This is a genomic window from Agrobacterium larrymoorei, from assembly GCF_013322225.1.
GTDB classification, from domain to species: domain Bacteria; phylum Pseudomonadota; class Alphaproteobacteria; order Rhizobiales; family Rhizobiaceae; genus Agrobacterium; species Agrobacterium larrymoorei_A.
Genome location: NZ_JAAMFB010000031.1, coordinates 120,631 through 140,698, shown reverse-complemented (window position 1 = coordinate 140,698; position 20,068 = coordinate 120,631). Strand labels below are relative to the sequence as shown.

Here is a 20,068-nt window from a genome sequence, read left to right as displayed (position 1 = left end):
AAGACAGCCGCATGAGCGGTTGATATTAACCAATGTGTCGTCACAAGGCCGCAGACGTGGGCCATTGAAGCTGGCAAGCACGGACATTTGCTTGCCATCTGAAAGGATGCGCACCGTGCTTACACCCATCAGCGCAGTCTCGGCAGCCGATGTTTCATTCCAGCCTCAGGATACGAAGCAGGACAACGCACCTACATCGTCGCCCCCAACTCTCCATACGCAAGCAGAGCCAGAAACTGCCGCAACCTCTGTCGGCGCTGCTCTGAGAGCCGCTTCGGGCGAGCTCCAACTCTCCCAGAATGTCGGCATACTTGCAGATGCGCTCGGAAAGCTTCTGGATATCCGTAGAATGGATAGCGAGACATCCGACGCCTATGTCACGCGCCTCATATCAGCCTTACAAACGTTATCCGCAGCGCAGAAGACTTTGTTCGAACAGCAGCTCAGCCAGCTGATTAAAGGGCTGACCTTTACCGTTCTACTCGAGGCTCTCAAGAACTCCGCTGGTCCGGAAGCTGCGCGGCTCGCCGCCGCCTTCGAACTGATGCAGGAAAACGAAACAAGTCGCATAGGCCGCCCCGCCTATCTGCAAGATCTCGCCCTGTCTTCTGCTCCGCCGCTCCCGGCAAATTCGAGCGGTACGCAAAGACTTCTGATCCCCGCAAGCCTCCCCTTTGCTGATCCTGTTGGCGCAGAATTGGAAGCAAACGTAAATCAAACACGGCCTGTTATTGCAAATAACGGCATTCCTGAAAAAGCGACGAACAATAACCAGGCACCCAAATTTTCGGCATCGCCGAACCTTCTTTTCGAATCGCTCGAGCAGCCCGCAGCTACGCAGAAACTTTCTGTCCAGGGTGGTGACGCGTCCAGGTCTCCCGCAATAGTCAACCCCGGCAAAGTCGAGGTGCCTGCAAGCGCGCCAGCCTTGGCGCTGCCTGGTCGTCAACAGCCAATAGAACCGAGAGAAAAGCCCGTCATTCAGGGTGAGAAACACGCACCCGCCCGCCCTGCCGAGTTGGAGGAGAGCAACAGGCTGGAGCCAACAAAATCCAACTTCACTCCGGTATCCGTGCCCAACCTACAAGCGCCGACCTTTGACGATGCTTTGGTTCGCCAGCAGTTTTATGGCGCAAGTCCAAGTCAAATCGAGAAGCTGCTGCTTGCTGTGCTGAGAGGGACATTGACGGGTCCGGTAGAAACGACTGCAGAAACCATAAGTCCACCGCCTTCCCTCCCTCAAACTGCAGAGCCCGCGCAAAACAACCGGTCAGTCCAGCACGCTGCCATGGCAGAGGGTGAGGGCAAAACACACATGCAGGATTTGAATCTACAAACCCGTCCGGAGCTTCAGGCCGCACAAAAGGCCGCGGTAGCGGCAGATTTGCGTAGCGCTCTTACGGATTTGCCTACATTGCAGTCCATGGTCGCGGCTATGGTGACGAAGGAAGGGACGCCCCTTCCCTTCATAAACTACCCTGCCGACAAAGACGAACCTCAATCCGACACGCCTCCACGCGGCCGCTGGCCATCATCTTCGGGCGAAGATCCTGACCCGGAACAGCAAGATGGGCAGCAAAATCAAGAGGAACCTCCGGCAGAGGAACGCGTTGCCGCAAATGACCCCCAAGAGGACCATTCTGTTTCCGAAGGCGTTATCGAAAATGGTATCGGCGACGCGGAATCTTACTATCTCAAAATGAGCAATTTTGCCTAAAGCTTGAGGCAAGACGCGGTGTTTCGAAGGGTTATAGCGTGCCTTATCCGCCCAAGCCTTACGCAAGGCACGGCGCTTTGGGTGCGAGTAAATCCGAAGGCTCAGCTTTGGGAGCATTAGGTTGCAGTCGGCGTTACCGAAGCCCGGGGGAGCGAAATTTCAGAAGTGTGGCAGACCCTTAAAACGGGCCACAAAAAAGCCCGCTGGATCGCTCCAGCGGGCTCTTTTTTTGCAATTGGCTAACGATTACTCGCCGCGGTTCTTCAGAGCCGCGCCGAGGATGTCGCCGAGCGAAGCGCCAGAGTCGGACGAACCGAACTGAGCAACAGCTTCCTTCTCTTCTGCGATTTCCAGAGCCTTGATCGAAAGCATGACCTTGCGATCCTTCTTGGAGAAGTTGACGACGCGGGCGTCGAGAACCTGACCAACCGAGAAACGCTCAGGACGCTGATCGTCACGATCACGTGCCAGGTCGTTGCGGCGGATGAAGGAGGTGATGTCTTCGTGGTTGACGAGCTTCACTTCGATACCACCTTCGTTCACGCCGATAACTTCAGCGGAAACAACGGCGTTCTTGCGCAGTTCGCCAGAAGTTGCGGCTTCGCCGACAGCATCCTTGCCAAGCTGCTTGATACCGAGCGAGATGCGCTCCTTCTCGACGTCAACGTCCAGAACAACAGCCTTGACGACATCGCCCTTGTTGAACTCTTCGATGACCTGTTCGCCCGGACGGTTCCAGTCCAGATCGGACAGGTGAACCATGCCGTCGACATCGCCTTCGAGGCCGATGAACAGGCCGAATTCGGTCTTGTTCTTGACTTCGCCTTCAACTTCAGTGCCGGCCGGGTGGCTATAGGCAAATGCCTGCCATGGGTTTTCCAGCGTCTGCTTGAGACCGAGCGAAATACGGCGCTTGGACGGATCGACTTCGAGAACGACAACGTCGACTTCCTGGCTCGTGGACAGGATCTTGCCGGGATGTACGTTCTTCTTGGTCCAGGACATTTCGGAAATGTGGATCAGGCCTTCGATGCCCGGCTCCAGCTCAACGAATGCACCGTAGTCGGTGATGTTCGTAACGGTACCGGAAATCTTCTTGCCAACCGGATACTTGGCAGAAATGCCATCCCAAGGATCGGACTCGAGCTGCTTCATGCCGAGCGAGATACGGTGGGTTTCCTGGTTGATGCGGATGATCTGAACCTTGACCTGCTGGCCAATGTTGAGGATTTCAGAAGGATGGTTGACGCGGCGCCATGCCATGTCGGTAACGTGCAGCAGGCCGTCGATGCCGCCCAGGTCAACGAACGCACCGTAATCGGTGATGTTCTTGACGACGCCGTCAACAACCTGACCTTCTTCCAGGTTCTGAACGATTTCAGAACGCTGCTCTGCACGGGACTCTTCCAGAACCGTACGACGGGAAACGACGATGTTGCCACGGCGCTTGTCCATCTTGAGGATTTCGAAGGGCTGTGGGTTGTGCATCAGAGGCGTTACGTCGCGGATCGGACGAATGTCCACCTGCGAACGCGGGAGGAAGGCAACTGCGCCATCCAGATCGACGGTGAAACCACCCTTGACCTGGTTGAAGATGACGCCTTCAACGCGCTCACCAGCTTCGAACTTGGCTTCGAGCTTGACCCAGCTCTCTTCGCGGCGAGCCTTCTCGCGCGACAGAACGGCTTCGCCCAGAGCGTTTTCGATGCGCTCGACATAAACTTCGACTTCGTCGCCGACCTTCAGGCCGCCGTCCTTCGAACGTGCACCAAATTCCTTGAGCGCGATGCGGCCTTCAACCTTGAGGCCGACGTCAACGATCGCAACGTCCTTTTCGATTGCTGTTACGATGCCTTTGGCAACATAGCCTTCGGCCAGATCGTTGGAAGCAAAGGACTCTTCGAGCAGGGCTGCGAAATCGTCGCGCGTGGGGGTAGCTACAGACATTAAATCTCCTGAAGTGTTCGCAAAGGAACACACAAGCGCCGGGGTTTGTGTTGATCACTCCCAAATGCATACCCGCCTCATATTTTAAGAGGCTTTCGGCGCAGAGCATGCTTTCGGGATATTCCAAAACGAAAACCGGATCGACCGGTTCCCGAGAATTCTCATTTCTTCAAGGTAGCGTCTATAATGGCTTTCGCTGCCTGAAACGCCGCCTCTATACTCATTTCCGACGTATCAAGCAAGTGCGCGTCTTCTGCAGGTTTCAAAGGACTATCAGCACGGCCCATATCGCGCTCGTCACGCTTCTTCACATCTGCGAAAACGGAATCAAAATTCGCATCTCCTCCGCCGGAAATGATCTCGTCATAACGCCGTTTCGCCCGCACTTCCGGCGAGGCGGTGACGTAGAGCTTCACCGATGCATCGGGGCAGACGACAGTGCCGATATCGCGACCATCCAGAACCGTGCCGGGTTCACGGCCAGCAAAGTTTCGCTGCGCCTGCACCAGAGCCCGACGCACCGCAGGCATCACGGCCACTTTCGAAGCTGCCTCGCCCACCTCATGCTTTGCAAGGACCGAGCGATCGAGTCCAGCAAGATCCAGCCGCAAGGCGGTGTCTTCCGCAACGATCTCATTATCCAGAGGCAGACCCGCGTCCAGCAGAGCTTTTGCCGTAGCGCGATAGGTGAGGCCGGTATCAAGATGGTGAAAGCCATATGCGTCGGCAATTTTACGCGAAAGCGTACCCTTTCCAGCAGCTGCAGGGCCATCTATGGCGATAACGAAGCTCATATGAATGATATTCCGGCTCGATGTTCACGTCGTTTGCGCGGCATTATCATAATGAGTGCTTGCATTCACCCCGCCCTTGGCAAAAACTTCACTGCGGCTTTGCATGAAGTTTATCTTTGACAGGCAACACCGCAACGATTAAGGGGACCGGCTAGAAATTTACCGTCTACTGCCGCATTGACGGCGTTAAGACCGAACTCATTCAAAAATTCGAGGCTTTGACAGTGGCAAAAGCGGAACTTGGAACCAAGCGTACCGACCCGGACACAGGCAAGAAATTCTACGATCTGAACCGCGACCCGGTCGTCTCTCCCTACAGCGGCAAATCCTGGCCCCTTTCCTTCTTTGAGGAAACCACGGCTCAGGCCAAGATGGAACAGGCCGAAGAAGAGGAAGTCGCGGAAGTCGATACCGAGAACACGGATGTCGAACTCGTTTCGCTGGAAGATGCGGACGGCGACAACAGCGGCGACGACATTCCAGATATGGGCGATGACGACGACGTCGAAATCGACGATGACGACGACACCTTCCTCGAAGCAGACGAAGACGACGAAGACGATGACGTTTCCGGCATCATCGGCGTCGGCGGCGACGACGAAGAGTCCTGATTTTCCAACGAATTTTTGCCCGGCCACAAAAAAATGTCGCCGGGCGAATTTTTCGACTTGCCTTCTGCAAGAAGCGCAAGTATCAAGCGGCCACCGAACGGAAACAACCGCTTCGGTTCCCGGAACCGGATCAAATACCGGAACCCTTATGGGGCTATAGCTCAGCTGGGAGAGCGCTTGCATGGCATGCAAGAGGTCAGCGGTTCGATCCCGCTTAGCTCCACCAAACCTTCTCCTCATATAATTTAGCAGTTCGTTGATAGCGTTGTAAGACGTTCACACACCGCGTTAACTCCCCTTCTTCAACCGCGCGTTTGCAAGAAGCCATTCGAACTGGACAACAAAGCCCGCTCGACAACCTCCAGTAAAAGCACTTCCTTGCTCTCAAGGGCGATTGCGGTACTATGTCCTCACGGCGGGGAGGCCGTGTAGGAGCAGGTTCAATGAACAAGCAGATTTTCAAACGGCGTATGCTGATAACACTCGCGGCATCCGCCGCCGCGCTGATATCTTTTGGCACCTATGCAAGCGCTCAAGGATTTCCGGATCGCGCGGTCACGTTGGTTGTGCCATTTGCGGCGGGTGGTTCGACGGATGTGGTGGCGCGCGTCATCGCGCAGAAAATGAGTGATGAGCTTGGCCAGCAGGTGGTCGTTGAGAATGTGGCTGGTGCTGGTGGCAATCTAGGGGCGGATCGCGTCGCGCGTGCCGAGCCGGATGGCTATACAATCCTGATGGGAACGGTCGCGACCCACGCGCTCAATCCCCTTATTCTCAAAACCAAGCCTTATGACCCTGAAAAAGACTTCGCGCCAGTTTCGCTGCTGGTGGTGGTGCCAAACGTTTTGGTCGTGAACCCACAGCTTCCAGTCAATAACGTGGCGGAACTGATCGCGCTTCTGAAAGCAGAGCCGGAGAAACATGCCTACGCCTCATCCGGCAACGGCACCCCGCTTCATCTTTCCGGTGAGCTTTTCAAGAGCATGGCTGGCGTCGAGATGCAGCACGTCCCTTACAAGGGCTCTGGTCCTGCGCTGAACGATCTTCTGGGCAATCAGGTTTCGATCATGTTCGACAATCTGCCCTCCTCATCCGGGCACATCAAATCCGGCACACTGAAGGCGCTGGGTGTTACCACCGCAAAGCGTGCCTCTTCATTCCCCGACGTTCCCACCATTGCCGAGACCATTCCGGTTTACGAAACCTATACCTGGAATGCGCTGTTTGCCCCGGCCGGCACGCCGCCCGAGGCCATCAACCGTTTGAACGAAGCCGCCAATAAGGCGCTTGCCGATTCCAGCGTGGCCGCACGTATGGCGGAGTTCAGCGCGACGATCGTCGGCTCTACGCCTGAAGAGCTGAAAACCCATGTGGCTGCGGAAATCGCCAAGTGGGGGCCTGTCGTCAAAGACGCAAACGTCCAAATGGACTAATCGTAGCTTTGTTGCGCACCACGCCTTGGTCAACAAGGCGTGGTTGTTCGCGCGTCAAACCAGCCGGTCCCCGCACTTTCACGCACTACCAGCCATCTCCATATGTCCCACCCCTGCGCGCCCGGAGATAACCGCTGCCGATGATTTGAGCATATTTTTTATCGAACGATAAAAAATTTATCATTTGATAAAATAATTAAGCGCGACAAAACTCAAGCCATTGTTTTCGATAGGATAAAATAACTGGCACAAAATCTGCTTTGTATCTGTCAATCCAACCACGGAACCAGACTGGAGGGTGACAGATGGAAATCGGTATTTTTATCCCAATCGGAAACAATGGCTGGCTGCTTTCTGAGAATGCGCCGCAATACAAGCCGAGTTTTGAACTCAATAAGGAAATCACGCTCAAAGCCGAGAAATATGGCTTCGATTTCGCCCTATCCATGATCAAGCTGCGTGGCTTTGGAGGGAAAACGGAATTCTGGGACTATAACCTTGAATCGTTCACCCTGATGGCTGGACTTGCTGCGGTAACATCGAAGATCAAACTGTTCGGCACAGCTGCTACTCTGGTGATGCCACCTGCCATCGTTGCGCGCATGGCGACAACAATCGACTCCATTTCCGGTGGGCGGTTCGGGGTCAATCTGGTCACGGGTTGGCAACGCCCCGAATACAGCCAGATGGGTCTGTGGCCCGGTGATGACTATTTCGGTGATCGTTATGAGTATCTCGGCGAGTATACCACCGTTTTGCAGGAACTGCTTGCCACAGGCCAGTCGGACCTGAAGGGCAAATACTTCACCATGGAAGATTGCCGCATGAAGCCAGTGCCGGAAGGTGAGGTAAAGCTCATCTGCGCCGGCTCTTCAGACAAGGGCATGGCGTTTTCTGCCAAGTACGCGGACTATAGTTTCTGCTTTGGCGTTGGCGTCAATACGCCGAAGGCTTTCGCTCCCACCAATGAAAGGCTGATGGCCGCCACCGAAAAAACCGGTCGCGATGTGAAATCCTTCGTGTTGACGATGGTGATTGCCGAAGAAAAATCCGAAGACGCCTGGGCCAAGTGGGAACATTACAAGGCTGGCGCCGATCAGGAAGCCATCAAGTGGCTCGGTCTGCAAAGTGCGGCCGATACGAAATCCGGCTCCGATACCAATGTTCGTCACATGTCTAACCCGGTTTCGGCCGTCAACATCAACATGGGCACGTTGATAGGTTCTTACGCAGAAGTAGCGGCGATGCTGGATGAAATGGCTGAAGTGCCAGGTACCGGCGGTGCAATGCTGACATTCGATGACTTTGTCGAAGGCGTCGAGAAATTCGGCACATATGTGCAGCCGCTGATGAAAAGTCGTGCCCACATCAAGCCTGCGCTGGAGGCTGCAGAATGAGCGAAACAACAGTTACGGGATATCACGCTCCGAAGGCACGCTCGCAAAGCGTAACGCTGCCCGCCCGCCCGGAACCGATCTCACTTAACCCCTCGGAAACAGCAATTGTCGTCGTGGACATGCAAAATGCCTATTCAACGGAAGGCGGTTACGTCGATCTTGCAGGTTTCGATATTGCTGGTGCAAAGTCTACGATTTCCAACATCAAGAAAACGCTGGATGCGGCGCGTTCGGCGGGTGTGCAGGTCATTTATTTCCAGAATGGCTGGGACAGCGACTATGTGGAGGCAGGCGGGCCCGGCTCTCCGAACTGGCACAAGTCCAACGCCCTGAAGACCATGCGCGCGAAACCGGAACTGCAAGGCCAATTGCTCGCGAAAGGCACATGGGACTATGCCATCGTTGATGAATTACAGCCTAAACCCGGCGATATCCTAGTTCCAAAGACCCGTTACAGCGGCTTTTTCAACACCAATATGGACAGCGTTTTGCGAGCACGCGGAATCCGCAACCTGGTTTTCGTCGGCATCGCCACCAATGTCTGCGTCGAAAGCTCGCTCCGTGATGCATTCCACCTCGAATATTTCGGCGTGATGCTGGAGGACGCTACCCACCATCTCGGGCCAGACTTCATCCAGCAGGCGACCGTCTACAACGTCGAAAAATTCTTCGGTTGGGTGGCGACGGTGAACGATTTCTGCGCGGTAATTTCCCAAGCGGCACCTGCTGAAGTGTAAACAAACAAGCAAGAGGATAACCAAATGCCAAAGACGATTATCGTTCCCGAAGGCACGCAGAAGCTAATCGCGCCCTTTTCGCCCGGCACGCTGGCAAATGGCATCGTTTATGTTTCAGGCACCCTGCCCTTCGACAAGAATAACGATGTGGTGCATGTGGGTGACGCTGCTGCACAGACCCGCCACGTGCTGGAGACCATCAAGTCCGTGATAGAAACGGCTGGTGGCACCATGGAGGATGTGACGATGAACCATATCTTCATCACGGACTGGGCTAACTATCAGGCGGTAAACAAGGTTTATGCAGAGTATTTTCCGGGCGACAAGCCCGCCCGCTATTGCATTCAGTGCGGCTTGGTGAAGCCCGATGCGCTGATCGAGATCGCCACCGTTGCACATATCGGCAAGTGACGATCGGATAGTTCGCATGATCTATTATGAGGTTCATGGCCGGACCGACACCGATGCCGAGACGATCATCCTGTCGTCCGGTCTCGGCGGCTCGGCAACTTATTGGGCACCGCAGATGGAGATGCTGCAGAAGCATTTCCGTGTTGTGGTGTACGACCACCGCGGCACTGGCAGAACGGGCGGTGAAGTTCCCGAACATGGCGGTATTTCCGCCATGGCGGATGACGTTCTGGAAATCGTCACCCACTTGAGGCTCGACAGATTTCACTTCATGGGACATGCACTGGGTGGGCTGATCGGGCTGGATATCGCGCTACGAAGACCTGAACTCATCGACCGACTGATATTGGTTAATGCCTGGAGCAAGGCAGATCCGCATTCGGGGCGCTGTTTCGATGTACGAATTTCGCTTCTGGAAAATTCCGGCGTCGAGGCTTTCGTCAAGGCACAGCCGCTGTTTCTCTATCCGGCGGCGTGGATGTCGGAAAATGCCGAACGTCTCGCCCATGACGACGCACATGGCACAACGCATTTTCAAGGCAGGACAAATGTGCTGAGACGCATCGCTGCCCTGCGAGCATTTGACGTTGACGTGCAGCTTTCGCGGATCGCTTCTCCAACTCTGGTCATTGCCAGCAAAGATGATTTGCTTGTGCCTTACACGCGTTCAGCACGGTTGGCTGAGGGCCTTTCCAACGCAGTGCTTTCGCTTTTCGACCATGGCGCACATGCCATGAACATTACCGAAGCCGAACGCTTCAACACCACGATAGAATCATTTTTACTCTCCAGGCCCGCAACAGCCCAACTTTCGCAGACGCCTGCTTCCGTGCTTGATGACTTGTTAGGAAAGGCAGGGTTAGATGCAGACAACGTCTCTTAAGAAGGAAGACATGATGGAGACCAAGACTGCGGAAGAGCGCAGCCTGGATTACAGAAACGCCATGGCGCAGCTGGCGGGTGCGGTGAACGTCGTCACGACGGATGGTCCTGCGGGCATAGCCGGCTTTGCGGCAACCGCTGTGTGCAGCGTATCCGATAATCCGCCCACCATGCTGGTCTGCATCAATCGTAATTCCTCGGCACACAGGTTCTTGGCTGAAAATGGTGTCATCTGCGTCAACACGCTTGCGGGCGACCAGCAGGAGCTGAGCCAGCTTTTCGGCGGGCGGACGCCCACCGATTTACGGTTCGCAGCAGGGGAATGGACAACGCTGGAAACCGGGTCGCCGGTTCTGAAGGGCGCACTTGCTTCTTTCGATTGCAGAGTGCGAACCATTCACGATGGCAGCACGCACGATATTCTTATCTGCGATGTACTCGAGACCACCATCGGCACCGGCGAAGAGGCTTTGATCTATTTCAAGCGAGGCTACCGAACGCTTTGAGTTGATCGACACCCGTCAGTCTATGCCTTTGCCGAAACGCGCGAAGCTTTCATTGAGAATGGTCGTCCCGGCCCCGGGCTGCTCGGGTCGCTTGTAGACGCCACCATATACATTGGCAGGCTCCTCGAAATGATCCTTGATCCAGGGAATATATTCGAGGATCGTCGATGCGGGGTGCCAGTAACTCAGGTGGACATGCACCTGGCTCATCTCTCCCGCATGGGGAACGACCGGCAATCGGTGGGCCAGCGCCAGATCAGCGACCTGGATGTATTCGGTAATACCGCCGAGGCGCGTCACATCCGGTTGGACGTAGTGGACGGCTCCAGCAGCAATGAAAGAGCGAAACGCATCGACCGTATAAAGCTGCTCTCCCAGCGCAATCGGTATCGAGGTATTTCGCGCCAGCGCCGCATGGCTGCCAACATCATCGTACCACAGCGGCTCCTCGAACCAGTAGAGATCCAGGTCGCGAGCCTTCTCACAGAACCGCTGGCAGGTCGGCAAATCCCACTTTCCGTTTCCATCGATCGCGATGCGGACGGATGCCCCCAAACGTTTTCGCACGGCGGTCAGTCGCTCGATGTCGATGTTGGGATCATCATGTCCAACCTTGATCTTTATGCGTGTAAAGCCATCCTCTTCCACCGCTTTCGCCGCGCCATTCAGCAGGTCATCCTTCGAAAAAGATAGCCAGCCGATATCGGTATTGTAGGCTTCGAGCCGGTCGGTACGTGCACCGCCGAGATAGCTCCAGAGCGGAACTCCCGCATTCTTGGCCTTCAAATCCCACAGCGCGATATCCACGGCGGCAAGCGCGAGATGCGTTATACCGGCCCTGCCTACCCATTGCAGAGAAGGATAGCGCGCCAGCTTGGTCCAAAGCCGTGAATGATCGTTGGCATCCTCGCCGATCAGCAGTGGCGCATAGCAATCACGAATGCAGGACGTGATGAGCCGGTCGGACGCCAGATGGGCATGCGTGCCGGTAAAGCCATAGCCCTCCGACCCGTCAGTCGTCACAATTTTCGTTCCAACCACGCCCCAATGCGTGATGCTGTGAGTGGAGTCTGAAATCGAGTCCGAGGTCAGTGGCAGATGCAAAATGAAGGGTTGAACGGATGCAATTTTCATGTCGGATAATCCTCCTCCGATTATCTGATGGTTGTTACGGCTATTTAAGAGATGGCGCTTTCCTGTCGCTCGAGATAGGGCAACGCGTCCGGTGAAATCACCTCTGCCACAGCCTGAATGCGCATCATGGCGCGGCTGCGCGAGATTTGCAGATGCCGAACCAGTTCAGCTTGCGCGGATGCCACATCGCCCGAAAGCAGGCTGTCGAAAATGGCCAGATGTTCCGGCAGAAACGGCTCCGTCGGAAAAAGCTTCATGGTCCAATGATAAAGAAAGTGATGCGCGACCAGCAAAGCCTGCGGCAGACTGATCGCACGCATGAGGGATTCGTTTCCGCAATGGCTGAGCAATTCGACATGGAGTTGCTGTTCAAGCGCATCCAGTGTTTCACCATCGATCGCCTCCAAGGACGCGATCGCATCAGCGACGTTCTCCCTAAGCCTCTTCAACAGACCTTCGGGCAGGTTCGGTACGGCCTTTGCTAACGCCAGTGGCTCAAGCACCCAGCGGAGTTCATAAAGTTCTTCGATATGCCTAGCGGTTAAAGCTGGCGCGTACCAGCGTCCGCTTTCATCCTTGCGGACGATACCGCGCTGCTGGAGCCGCGCCACCACATCCCGCGCAACGGTTCGGCTGACATCGTAGTGCTTGGCCAAGGCCGCCTCGTTGATGCGCCAGCTGGCCAAGGACGTGCGGGAAACGACCTCAATTTCGATGTCGCTGTAAATGCGTTCCCAACTGGCCTGGGAATAAATTTTTGCCTCATCTGGAGCCAATGATCGCGAATATTGCGCAACAGCGCCTTCTCTCGTCGTTTTGCTCCGCGCGATGACGGTGTAGCCTCTCGCTTCCGCCTTGCGAACTAGATGAAGCCGCTCGAGTTCGATCAACGCCTGACGCGCCGGGGCGCGACTGATACCGAAGCGATTGGCAATGGTCGTCTCGGTCAGGCGTGTACCATAAGCGATAACGCCTCCAACGATCTCCGCCGCCACGATTTCACATGCCCGCCTGTAGAGACGGGGTGCGGCTCCAGTTTTAGCACCCGACATTTCTTTGGGTCTCACTACGGAATGAATCGACAATTTCTAATACAGGGATTGCACAGCCGAAATTTGATGTCTAGTGTATGCACAAGACATTTTTGGAGAGGGAGGAATCCGGAATGTTGGAGACAGAGGCACGGGTAAACGTGCCGCTCAGTTTTCTGGACCGCTTCTGCCGGGCCGTGTTCGCATCTGCAGGCGCAAATACTGCAACGGCCGATGCGGCGACGCGGGCAATGATGCATGGCACGCGTTACGGCGTGGACAGCCACGGCGTTCGTCTTCTCGCTCATTACGTCAAGGCGCTCACCGGTGGGCGGCTTAACCGTGCGCCCAACATCAAGAAAGTTGCAGAGTTCGGTGCCGTCGAAACACTGGACGCAGACAATGCGCACGGTGCTCTGGCCGCCTATACTGCCATGGATCATGCAATGCAGCTTGCCTCCAGCTTCGGCATCGGAGCCGTGGCGATCCAGAACACCTCGCACTTTGGTCCGGCGGGCGCTTACTCTCTGGAAGCGGCGCGGCGTGGTTATATCGGCCTGACCTTTTGCAATTCGGACAGCTTCGTGCGCCTGCACGATGGCGCGATGCGTTTTCACGGCACCAACCCGATAGCCGTCGGCGTACCGACACCTGCCGGAGAGGCTTGGCTTCTCGATATGGCAACCAGTTCAATCCCCTATAATCGTGTCCTGCTTTATCGCAGCCTCGGTCTTGCGCTTCCCCATTCAACCGCCTCAGACGCTCGCGGTGAGGACACGCAAGATGCCGGGAATACCGATATGCTTGCACCGCTTGGCGGCGAGTTCGGCTTCAAGGGAGCCGCGCTTGCAGGTGTGGTGGAAATCTTCAGCGCCGTGCTGACGGGCATGAAACTGAGCTTCGACATTCTACCAATGGGCGGGCCGGACTTTTCGACGCCACGAAGCATGGGCGCATTCGTTCTCGCCATCAAGCCGGAAGCCTTCGTCAACGAAGCTACCTTTGCGGCAGGGATGCAGCGCTATCTTCATGAACTTCGAAATTCGCCGGCAAAAGAGGATTGCAAGGTCATGGCGCCGGGAGACCGGGAATGGATCGTCGCGTCGGATCGAGAACGTGACGGCGTGATGCTCGACCCGTCGACAGCCGCCGAATTCGAAAAGCTTTCGGACACCTACGCCCTGACGTTGCCTTTCCCCAAGTGAAGAAAGCCGAAGGTTAACTTGCACGGCGCTGAACTTCTCAGTTGACATAGACGCCCCAAGCACTCTACAGATTGCAATTGGTAAGACCACCTGACCAAACTATATCGGGTGGATTTGGGAGAGATCAATGTTCGTGGCACTGGAGCCGCGCCGCCTTCACCGGCAGGTCGCGGATCAGATTCGTGAGCTTATCGAAGCGGGAGAGTTGCCCTACGGGGCGAAGCTTCCTGCCGAACGCGATCTTGCCGAGCGGTTTGCGGTATCGCGCCCGACAGTTCGGGAAGCGCTCATTGTTCTGGAAGTCGAGGGTTACGTCCAGATCCGCATGGGCTCTGGCATTTACGTGACCCAGCGCCCTGTGGCGGCACAAGATGTTCTTCCGGCAGACGACAGTGACGGCCCGTTTCAAATCCTTCAGGCGCGCAGCATCATCGAAAGCGCAATTGCCGAAGAGGCCGCCCGCATGGCAACCCCTAGGCATATCGTGCTTCTGGATGAAAGCCTGAGACGTATGGAAACGGCGATAGGCGATCCGGTAAAAATGCTGGTCCATGATCGTGCGTTTCATACGGCGATTACCGATATCATCGGCAATACGACCCTTCACCATTTCACCGGGCAAATTTTCGACCGGCGCATGACGCCCTATTTCGAGAGACTGGCCAGCCTGTTTGAAAACCCCGACAGCTGGCGGCGAGCGCTGGAAGAACATTTCGCAATCCGGGACGCAATCGCAGCGAACGACCCGTCGGCGGCCCGGGAAGCCATGCGGCGTCACCTTACGCTGTCGCAAAAAAGATTTTCTGAAAGCTTCGGAGAGGAGGCTTGAAGGAGGAGAAAGCCGTCCGCGGGCTCGCTGACGGCAATACATGAACATCTGACATCGATTTCGGGAGGAGAAAAGAAATGACGTTCAGATTGACAACTCTACTTGGTGCGACAGCTGTGGTCGTCGCATCCGCACTTTCAGCCCAGGCGCAGACCATGCTGAAATGGGCGCATGTTTACGAAACGAGCGAGCCGTTCCACACGGAATCCGTATGGGCCGCCAAGGAAATTGAGAAGCGCACTGAAGGCCGCTACAAGATCGATGTCTTCCCCGCGTCTCAATTGGGCAAGGAAGCCGACATCAATCAAGGCCTGAAGCTTGGGACGGTCGACATGATCATTTCCGGCTCCAGCTTTGCGGCACGCGACTTCAAGCCCATCGGTGTCACCTATTTCCCCTATATATTCCGCGATCCGGCCCATCTGATCGCCTACACCAAGAGCGACGTCTTCAAGCGACTGGCAAAAGGTTACGAAGACAAGACCGGCAACGTAATTACGGCTGTCAGCTATTACGGCACGCGTCACACCACATCGAACAAGCCTATCGAAAAATGCTCCGATCTGGCTGGCGTGAAAATGCGTGTGCCGGATGTTCCGGCCTACCTCGCCATGCCCCGCGCTTGCGGTGCGAATACGACGCCTATCGCGTTTGCCGAGGTTTATCTCGCACTTCAGAACGGCACCGTGGACGCGCAGGAAAATCCGCTGACGACCATCGAAGCCAAGAAGTTCTTCGAAGTGCAGAAGAACATCGTTCTGACCGGCCACATCGTTGACCATCTGAATACAGTGATTTCGAAATCACGCTGGGCGAGCCTCTCAGACGAGGACAAGAAGATTTTCGTGGAAGTGATGCAGGAAGCTGCGACCAAAACCACCAAGATCATCGAGGAGCGTGAGAAAGCACTTGTCGAAGACTTCAAGAAGCGTGGCCTGACAGTTGCGGAAGTCGACAAGGCAGATTTCGAAAAGAACGTGCTCGAAAAAGTGAAGTTCGAGGACTTTGGCTATGAGAAAGCCGACTGGGAAGCAATTCGCGCCATCCAGTAATCCCTCCGACCCGGCGGCTAAGGACGCCGGGTCCTTACTGGCCCTGTTTGCTGGAGCAACTTGATGACCGATCAAAAAAGCGCGCCCATAAGCGTGGAAGAGATGGCGCATGCCTTTGAAGAAGATGTCGGGACTGTCGACCTTTCCCCTTATTCGTTCGAAGACTGGCTGACGCTTCTGGTATTCTGGGGGATGGCGGCAAGCGTCTTCCTGCAATTCTTCACGCGCTACGCATTGAACAATAGCCTCGCCTGGACCGAGGAGATCGCGGCGAACTGCCTTGTCGTCGTCGTCTTCCTGGGTTCGGTGATGTGTGTACGGCAGCTGAGGCACATTCAGGTAGACTTGATCTACCGCTTTCTCTCACGCCGGGCGGGACGGGTGCTGGAGGTCATAGTGGACCTCATCAATATCGCCTTCTTCGCCTACATCACCTGGCTGATGTGGCGCTATCTCGAAATCGTCGGCGACGAGCGTATGGTCACCGTCGACCTTCCCCGCGGTATCGTTTTCTACACGGTGTTTGCAGCTTTTCTGTTGATGTTCCTGCGTTCGCTTCAGAACTTCATAAAGGACATGACAGGCGAGAAAACCGTCCGTGAGCAGGCTGATGAAGCCGTGAATGTACAGGGAATTTAATCGATGCTGCTTTTGATTGGCTCATTTCTGTTGCTCATGATCATCGGCACACCCGTTGCCGTATCCATGGCTGTTTCGTCACTTCTTTATCTCGTCCTTTATGGCGTCGCGCCGGATATCATCGCCGCACAGCGCATGATTGCCGGGGTGGAAAGCTTTCCGCTGATTGCCGTGCCGTTCTTCATTCTGGCCGGCAATCTCATGAATATTGCAGGCGTTACAGGTCGGATTTACCACTTTGCCCTCTCTCTGGTGGGCTGGATGAAAGGTGGACTGGCGCAGGTCAATATCATCGGCTCGGTGGTATTCTCCGGCATGTCCGGCACCGCCCTTGCCGATGCCGCAGGTATCGGCACCATCGAAATCAAGGCCATGAAGGATCACGGTTATCCGGCCGAGGCGGCCGTCGGCGTGACTGCCGCCTCCGCAACACTCGGCCCGATCTTTCCGCCATCCCTGCCCTTCGTAATTTACGGCATGATGGCGAATGCCTCCATCGGCGCGCTGTTCATGGCCGGAATCATCCCAGGCATCGTCATGACGGTCCTGATGATGCTGACGGTTTATATTTTCGCCCGCCGCAAGGGCTGGGGCTCCGATACGCCTTTTGAATTCCGCAAGCTGATGGGCGCATCGCTGGAAGTCGTCATCGTCCTTAGCTTTCCGGTCGCGGTTTACCTGCTGGTTTTAGCAGGGCTGTCCGTCAACATCGCCGTCCTGATCGGTCTCGTCGCTCTGGTGGCACTGGACTGGTACTTCGACTTCTCCGCCGTCATGGCATTGATGACGCCGGTGCTCTTGATCGGCGGCATGACGATGGGCTGGTTCACGCCGACTGAAGCGGCGGTTGCGGCGGTCATGTGGTCGATGTTCCTTGGCCTTGTTCGCTACCGCACGATGACGATGAGAACATTGGCCAAAGCCTCATTCGACACGATTGAAACAACAGCGTCGGTTCTCTTCATCGTCACTGCGGCATCGATCTTTGCATGGTTGCTCACCGTCAGTCAGGCTGCTCAGTTGTTCTCGGACTTCATCTTCAGCCTGACCGACAACTGGTGGACATTCCTGATCCTCGTCAACGTCCTGCTGCTAATCGTTGGTGCGTTTCTGGATACCATTGCCGCGATTAGCATTCTCGTGCCGATCCTGATGCCGGTTGCTGCCCGATACGGCATCGATCCCGTCCATCTCGGCATCATCATAACGCTGAACCTGATGATCGGGCTTTTGACGCCACCAGTGGGCATGGTTCTTTTCGTTCTCTCACGCATTTCCAAAATGTCGGTCGAGCGAACGACGCTGGCGATCCTACCGTGGATGATTCCGCTTTTCGTTGCGTTGTTGCTGATCACCTTCGTCCCGGCCATCACGCTTTGGCTACCAACCCAATTGGGATTGATCAGGTAATTTACGCGCCCGTGCCGTGGCTTCGGCGCGGGCGCATTCCAAATTCAAAGAGAAAGCTGAACCGAAATGCAAACGCGCGTGGCACGTCTTTACGGCAAACAGGACCTGAAGGTCGAAAACCAAGGCTATAGCGAACCGGGTGTTGGCGAAGTGCTGCTGCGTATGGCAACGGGCGGGATTTGCGGCTCCGACCTTCATTATTTTCAGGACGGCGGATTTGGTCCGGTGCAGGTTCGTGAGCCGATTATTTCAGGCCACGAAGCTTCCGGTTATATCGAAAAGCTTGGCGATGGCGTCAGCGGATTGACGCTTGGCTCTCTGGTCGCCGTCAATCCATCGCAGCCGTGCGGCAAGTGCCATTACTGCTCAATCGGCCAGCCGATTCATTGTCTGGACATGCGCTTCATGGGCAGCGCCATGCGTCTTCCGCATGAGCAGGGAATGTTCCGCGACTGGCTGGTCGTTCCTGCCAAACAATGCTTTCCGTTTTCGAACGGGACGAGCCCCGACGAAGCTGCCTGCTCCGAACCGCTTGCCGTGTGCCTCCATGCCGTTGCACAAGCGGGCGACCTTTCCGATAAACGGGTTCTCGTCACTGGAGCAGGACCAATCGGGCTTTTGACGGTTGCTGCCGCCAGTCACGCCGGAGCAGCGGAGATCGTCGTTACCGATCTTGCTGATGCTGCACTTTCCCGGGCACCGGCCATGGGTGCCAGCCGTACCATCAATGTCGCCTCCGACCCGCAGGGCCTCGCCCCTTATCAGGAAGGTAAGGGCAGCTTCGATGTCGTGTTCGATTGTTCTGCGGCAGGTCCCGCCCTGCGCTCTGCCTTCGCAGCCATCAAGCCACGCGGCGTTATCGTGCAGGTGGGCGTAACGGGCGATATGACTATTCCGCTCAACATGCTGGTCGGCAAGGAGATCGTCTGGCGCGGATCGCAGCGTTTCGACCGTGAGTTCGACGAGGCCGTGTCACTGATTTCATCACGGGCAATAGACGTGCGCCCGATCATTTCGCACCATTTTCCGCTCGAGCAGGCGGTCGAAGCCTTCGAACAGGCTGGCGACCGTTCCGTGGCCTGCAAGGTGCAGATCACCTTTAGCGGTCAGCATTGATTTTCAGAGGATAAAAGCATGAGACATACATGGCGCTGGTTTGGACCGGTCGATAAGGTAACGGTTCAGGACGCGGCACAGGCGGGTGCAGTCGGCATCGTCAGCGCGCTACATCATATTCCGACGGGCGATGTCTGGCCGGCCGAGGAAATCGAAAAGCGTCACGCGGAAATCAGGGAGGGTGGCCTCTACTGGGATGTGGTGGAAAGCGTCTGGATGTCCGAAGACATCAAGACCCAGACCGGCGACTGGAAAACGCATATCGCCAACTGGCAGGAGACATTGCGGAGACTTTCGGCAAGCGGCATCCGCACCGTCTGCTACAACTTCATGCCCGTTCTAGACTGGACGCGTACGGATTTACGCTGGGAGACACGTCATGGTGCGAAAGCGATGCGCTTCGATCTTACGGATTTTACGGCGTTCGACATTCACATTCTGAAGCGGCCAGATGCAGCATCGGATTATCCTGCGTGGCTGGTGGCAGAGGCGGCAAGGCGCTTTGCCGACATGCCGGACACAAAGATCGCAGCGCTTGGCCGCAACATTGGCGCGGGTCTTCCCGGTTCGGCGGACGGCTATACGCTCGACCAGCTTCTCGAAAAGCTGCGGAGCTATCACGGCATCGACCGGACAAGGCTTCAGCAGAATCTCGTGGATTTCCTTTCGGAAGTCGTGCCGGTGGCGGAAGAGGTCGGCGTGAACCTTTGCGCCCACGGTGACGATCCGCCTTGGCCCCTGCTTGGCCTGCCGCGCATTCTCTCTACGGAAGAGGATTACGCGCATATGCTGAGCCAGGTCGACAACCGCGCCAATGGTGTTACTCTGTGTACGGGTTCCCTCGGTGCCCACAAGGACAACGATCTTCCGTTCATCGCCAAGCGATTTGCCGACCGAATCCATTTTGTGCATTTGCGCAATGTCACACGCGATACCGAAACGGTGCCCTGCTCCTTCTTTGAGGATGAGCATCTGGAAGGCGCGACGGATATGGTTGCCGTTATCGCGGCCCTTCTGGAGGAAGAGAAGCGCCGAGAGGACGCTGGACTTTCCGATCATGAGATCCCGATGCGCCCCGATCACGGACAGGAAATTCTGGACGATCTCAAGCGTGGAGCACAGCCCGGATATCCGGCAATCGGACGGTTGAAGGGATTGGCGGAACTGCGCGGTATTGAGCGGGCGCTTCTCCATCCACGATATGGATCGGCTTAAGC

General features: G+C 56.0%; 19 protein-coding genes and 1 tRNA gene. 16 read left to right on the top strand and 4 right to left on the bottom strand.

Annotated features, from left to right (window positions below; all coding sequences use genetic code 11):
• Positions 1–115: 115 nt before the first annotated feature.
• On the top strand, positions 116–1,717 hold the full coding sequence (locus G6L28_RS19405) for a hypothetical protein (protein ID WP_174065645.1): 1,602 nt from the start codon (positions 116–118) through the stop codon (positions 1,715–1,717).
• A gap of 246 nt (positions 1,718–1,963) precedes the next feature.
• Here G6L28_RS19405 and rpsA read toward each other — a convergent pair whose 3' ends face one another.
• Entirely contained in the window at positions 1,964–3,664 is a 1,701-nt protein-coding gene (gene rpsA, locus G6L28_RS19400) for a 30S ribosomal protein S1 (protein WP_174065643.1), read from the bottom strand.
• A 161-nt stretch (positions 3,665–3,825) separates the two neighbouring features.
• Positions 3,826–4,458 carry a (d)CMP kinase gene (gene cmk, locus G6L28_RS19395; protein WP_174065642.1) on the bottom strand — a complete coding sequence of 211 codons (633 nt, stop codon included), beginning with the start codon at positions 4,456–4,458 and terminating at the stop codon, positions 3,826–3,828.
• A 224-nt stretch (positions 4,459–4,682) separates the two neighbouring features.
• Here cmk and G6L28_RS19390 point away from each other — a divergent pair, with 224 nt between their 5' ends.
• From G6L28_RS19390 to G6L28_RS19355, 8 genes are all read left to right on the top strand, one after another.
• Positions 4,683–5,069 (top strand): TIGR02300 family protein, encoded by a 387-nt coding sequence (locus tag G6L28_RS19390; RefSeq protein ID WP_174065641.1) that lies wholly within the window; start codon positions 4,683–4,685, stop codon positions 5,067–5,069.
• A gap of 150 nt (positions 5,070–5,219) precedes the next feature.
• A tRNA-Ala gene (locus G6L28_RS19385) sits at positions 5,220–5,295 on the top strand.
• Between the two features lie 244 nt (positions 5,296–5,539).
• Entirely contained in the window at positions 5,540–6,502 is a 963-nt protein-coding gene (locus G6L28_RS19380) for a Bug family tripartite tricarboxylate transporter substrate binding protein (RefSeq protein WP_234902661.1), read from the top strand.
• A 305-nt stretch (positions 6,503–6,807) separates the two neighbouring features.
• Complete coding sequence (gene rutA / locus G6L28_RS19375; protein WP_174065639.1) at positions 6,808–7,899, top strand: pyrimidine utilization protein A; 1,092 nt, start codon at positions 6,808–6,810, stop codon at positions 7,897–7,899.
• Entirely contained in the window at positions 7,896–8,636 is a 741-nt protein-coding gene (rutB, locus tag G6L28_RS19370) for a pyrimidine utilization protein B (RefSeq protein ID WP_174065638.1), read from the top strand. The genes rutA and rutB overlap by 4 nt, the downstream gene beginning before the upstream one ends.
• A 24-nt stretch (positions 8,637–8,660) precedes the next feature.
• A complete protein-coding gene (rutC, locus tag G6L28_RS19365) occupies positions 8,661–9,047 on the top strand; it encodes a pyrimidine utilization protein C (protein ID WP_174065637.1) in 387 nt (128 codons plus the stop codon).
• A gap of 16 nt (positions 9,048–9,063) precedes the next feature.
• A complete protein-coding gene (gene rutD / locus G6L28_RS19360; RefSeq protein WP_174065636.1) occupies positions 9,064–9,930 on the top strand; it encodes a pyrimidine utilization protein D in 867 nt (288 codons plus the stop codon).
• Complete coding sequence (locus G6L28_RS19355) at positions 9,911–10,435, top strand: flavin reductase (protein WP_174065635.1); 525 nt, start codon at positions 9,911–9,913, stop codon at positions 10,433–10,435. The genes rutD and G6L28_RS19355 overlap by 20 nt, the downstream gene beginning before the upstream one ends.
• Before the next feature lie 15 nt (positions 10,436–10,450).
• On the opposite strand, the gene G6L28_RS19350 is transcribed toward G6L28_RS19355, so the two are convergent.
• Both G6L28_RS19350 and G6L28_RS19345 read right to left on the bottom strand, forming a co-directional pair.
• Positions 10,451–11,569 (bottom strand): mandelate racemase/muconate lactonizing enzyme family protein, encoded by a 1,119-nt coding sequence (locus tag G6L28_RS19350; RefSeq protein ID WP_174065634.1) that lies wholly within the window; start codon positions 11,567–11,569, stop codon positions 10,451–10,453.
• 44 nt (positions 11,570–11,613) lie between these two features.
• Positions 11,614–12,621, bottom strand: coding sequence for a GntR family transcriptional regulator (locus tag G6L28_RS19345; RefSeq protein ID WP_174065632.1), 1,008 nt, complete (start codon positions 12,619–12,621; stop codon positions 11,614–11,616).
• 113 nt (positions 12,622–12,734) lie between these two features.
• Here G6L28_RS19345 and G6L28_RS19340 point away from each other — a divergent pair, with 113 nt between their 5' ends.
• The 7 genes from G6L28_RS19340 to uxuA all read left to right on the top strand — a co-directional run bounded on the left by G6L28_RS19340 (position 12,735) and on the right by uxuA (position 20,066).
• Positions 12,735–13,805 carry an Ldh family oxidoreductase gene (locus G6L28_RS19340; protein ID WP_174065631.1) on the top strand — a complete coding sequence of 357 codons (1,071 nt, stop codon included), beginning with the start codon at positions 12,735–12,737 and terminating at the stop codon, positions 13,803–13,805.
• A 127-nt stretch (positions 13,806–13,932) separates the two neighbouring features.
• Positions 13,933–14,634 carry a FadR/GntR family transcriptional regulator gene (locus G6L28_RS19335; RefSeq protein ID WP_174065630.1) on the top strand — a complete coding sequence of 234 codons (702 nt, stop codon included), beginning with the start codon at positions 13,933–13,935 and terminating at the stop codon, positions 14,632–14,634.
• A 77-nt stretch (positions 14,635–14,711) separates the two neighbouring features.
• Positions 14,712–15,686, top strand: a complete 975-nt coding sequence (locus tag G6L28_RS19330; RefSeq protein ID WP_174065629.1) for a sialic acid TRAP transporter substrate-binding protein SiaP — start codon at positions 14,712–14,714, stop codon at positions 15,684–15,686.
• Positions 15,687–15,749: 63 nt separating this feature from the next.
• Entirely contained in the window at positions 15,750–16,325 is a 576-nt protein-coding gene (locus G6L28_RS19325; RefSeq protein ID WP_174065627.1) for a TRAP transporter small permease, read from the top strand.
• Positions 16,326–16,328: 3 nt separating this feature from the next.
• Positions 16,329–17,735 (top strand): TRAP transporter large permease, encoded by a 1,407-nt coding sequence (locus G6L28_RS19320; protein ID WP_174065626.1) that lies wholly within the window; start codon positions 16,329–16,331, stop codon positions 17,733–17,735.
• Positions 17,736–17,801: 66 nt separating this feature from the next.
• Positions 17,802–18,851: an L-idonate 5-dehydrogenase gene (locus tag G6L28_RS19315; protein WP_174065625.1), complete on the top strand. Its 1,050-nt coding sequence runs from the start codon at positions 17,802–17,804 to the stop codon at positions 18,849–18,851.
• A gap of 18 nt (positions 18,852–18,869) precedes the next feature.
• Entirely contained in the window at positions 18,870–20,066 is a 1,197-nt protein-coding gene (gene uxuA, locus G6L28_RS19310) for a mannonate dehydratase (protein WP_174065624.1), read from the top strand.
• Positions 20,067–20,068: the final 2 nt, after the last annotated feature.

Bases quoted from the DNA above. Each gene is read 5' to 3' on its own strand.
- rpsA (WP_174065643.1), bottom strand. From the start codon at position 3,664: ATGTCTGTAGCTACCCCCACGCGCGACGATTTCGCAGCCCTGCTCGAA.
- cmk (WP_174065642.1), bottom strand. From the start codon at position 4,458: ATGAGCTTCGTTATCGCCATAGATGGCCCTGCAGCTGCTGGAAAGGGT.
- G6L28_RS19380 (WP_234902661.1), top strand. From the start codon at position 5,540: ATGCTGATAACACTCGCGGCATCCGCCGCCGCGCTGATATCTTTTGGC.
- rutA (WP_174065639.1), top strand. From the start codon at position 6,808: ATGGAAATCGGTATTTTTATCCCAATCGGAAACAATGGCTGGCTGCTT.
- rutB (WP_174065638.1), top strand. From the start codon at position 7,896: ATGAGCGAAACAACAGTTACGGGATATCACGCTCCGAAGGCACGCTCG.
- rutC (WP_174065637.1), top strand. From the start codon at position 8,661: ATGCCAAAGACGATTATCGTTCCCGAAGGCACGCAGAAGCTAATCGCG.
- rutD (WP_174065636.1), top strand. From the start codon at position 9,064: ATGATCTATTATGAGGTTCATGGCCGGACCGACACCGATGCCGAGACG.
- G6L28_RS19355 (WP_174065635.1), top strand. From the start codon at position 9,911: ATGCAGACAACGTCTCTTAAGAAGGAAGACATGATGGAGACCAAGACT.
- G6L28_RS19350 (WP_174065634.1), bottom strand. From the start codon at position 11,569: ATGAAAATTGCATCCGTTCAACCCTTCATTTTGCATCTGCCACTGACC.
- G6L28_RS19345 (WP_174065632.1), bottom strand. From the start codon at position 12,621: ATGTCGGGTGCTAAAACTGGAGCCGCACCCCGTCTCTACAGGCGGGCA.
- G6L28_RS19340 (WP_174065631.1), top strand. From the start codon at position 12,735: ATGTTGGAGACAGAGGCACGGGTAAACGTGCCGCTCAGTTTTCTGGAC.
- G6L28_RS19335 (WP_174065630.1), top strand. From the start codon at position 13,933: ATGTTCGTGGCACTGGAGCCGCGCCGCCTTCACCGGCAGGTCGCGGAT.
- G6L28_RS19330 (WP_174065629.1), top strand. From the start codon at position 14,712: ATGACGTTCAGATTGACAACTCTACTTGGTGCGACAGCTGTGGTCGTC.
- G6L28_RS19325 (WP_174065627.1), top strand. From the start codon at position 15,750: ATGACCGATCAAAAAAGCGCGCCCATAAGCGTGGAAGAGATGGCGCAT.
- G6L28_RS19320 (WP_174065626.1), top strand. From the start codon at position 16,329: ATGCTGCTTTTGATTGGCTCATTTCTGTTGCTCATGATCATCGGCACA.
- G6L28_RS19315 (WP_174065625.1), top strand. From the start codon at position 17,802: ATGCAAACGCGCGTGGCACGTCTTTACGGCAAACAGGACCTGAAGGTC.
- uxuA (WP_174065624.1), top strand. From the start codon at position 18,870: ATGAGACATACATGGCGCTGGTTTGGACCGGTCGATAAGGTAACGGTT.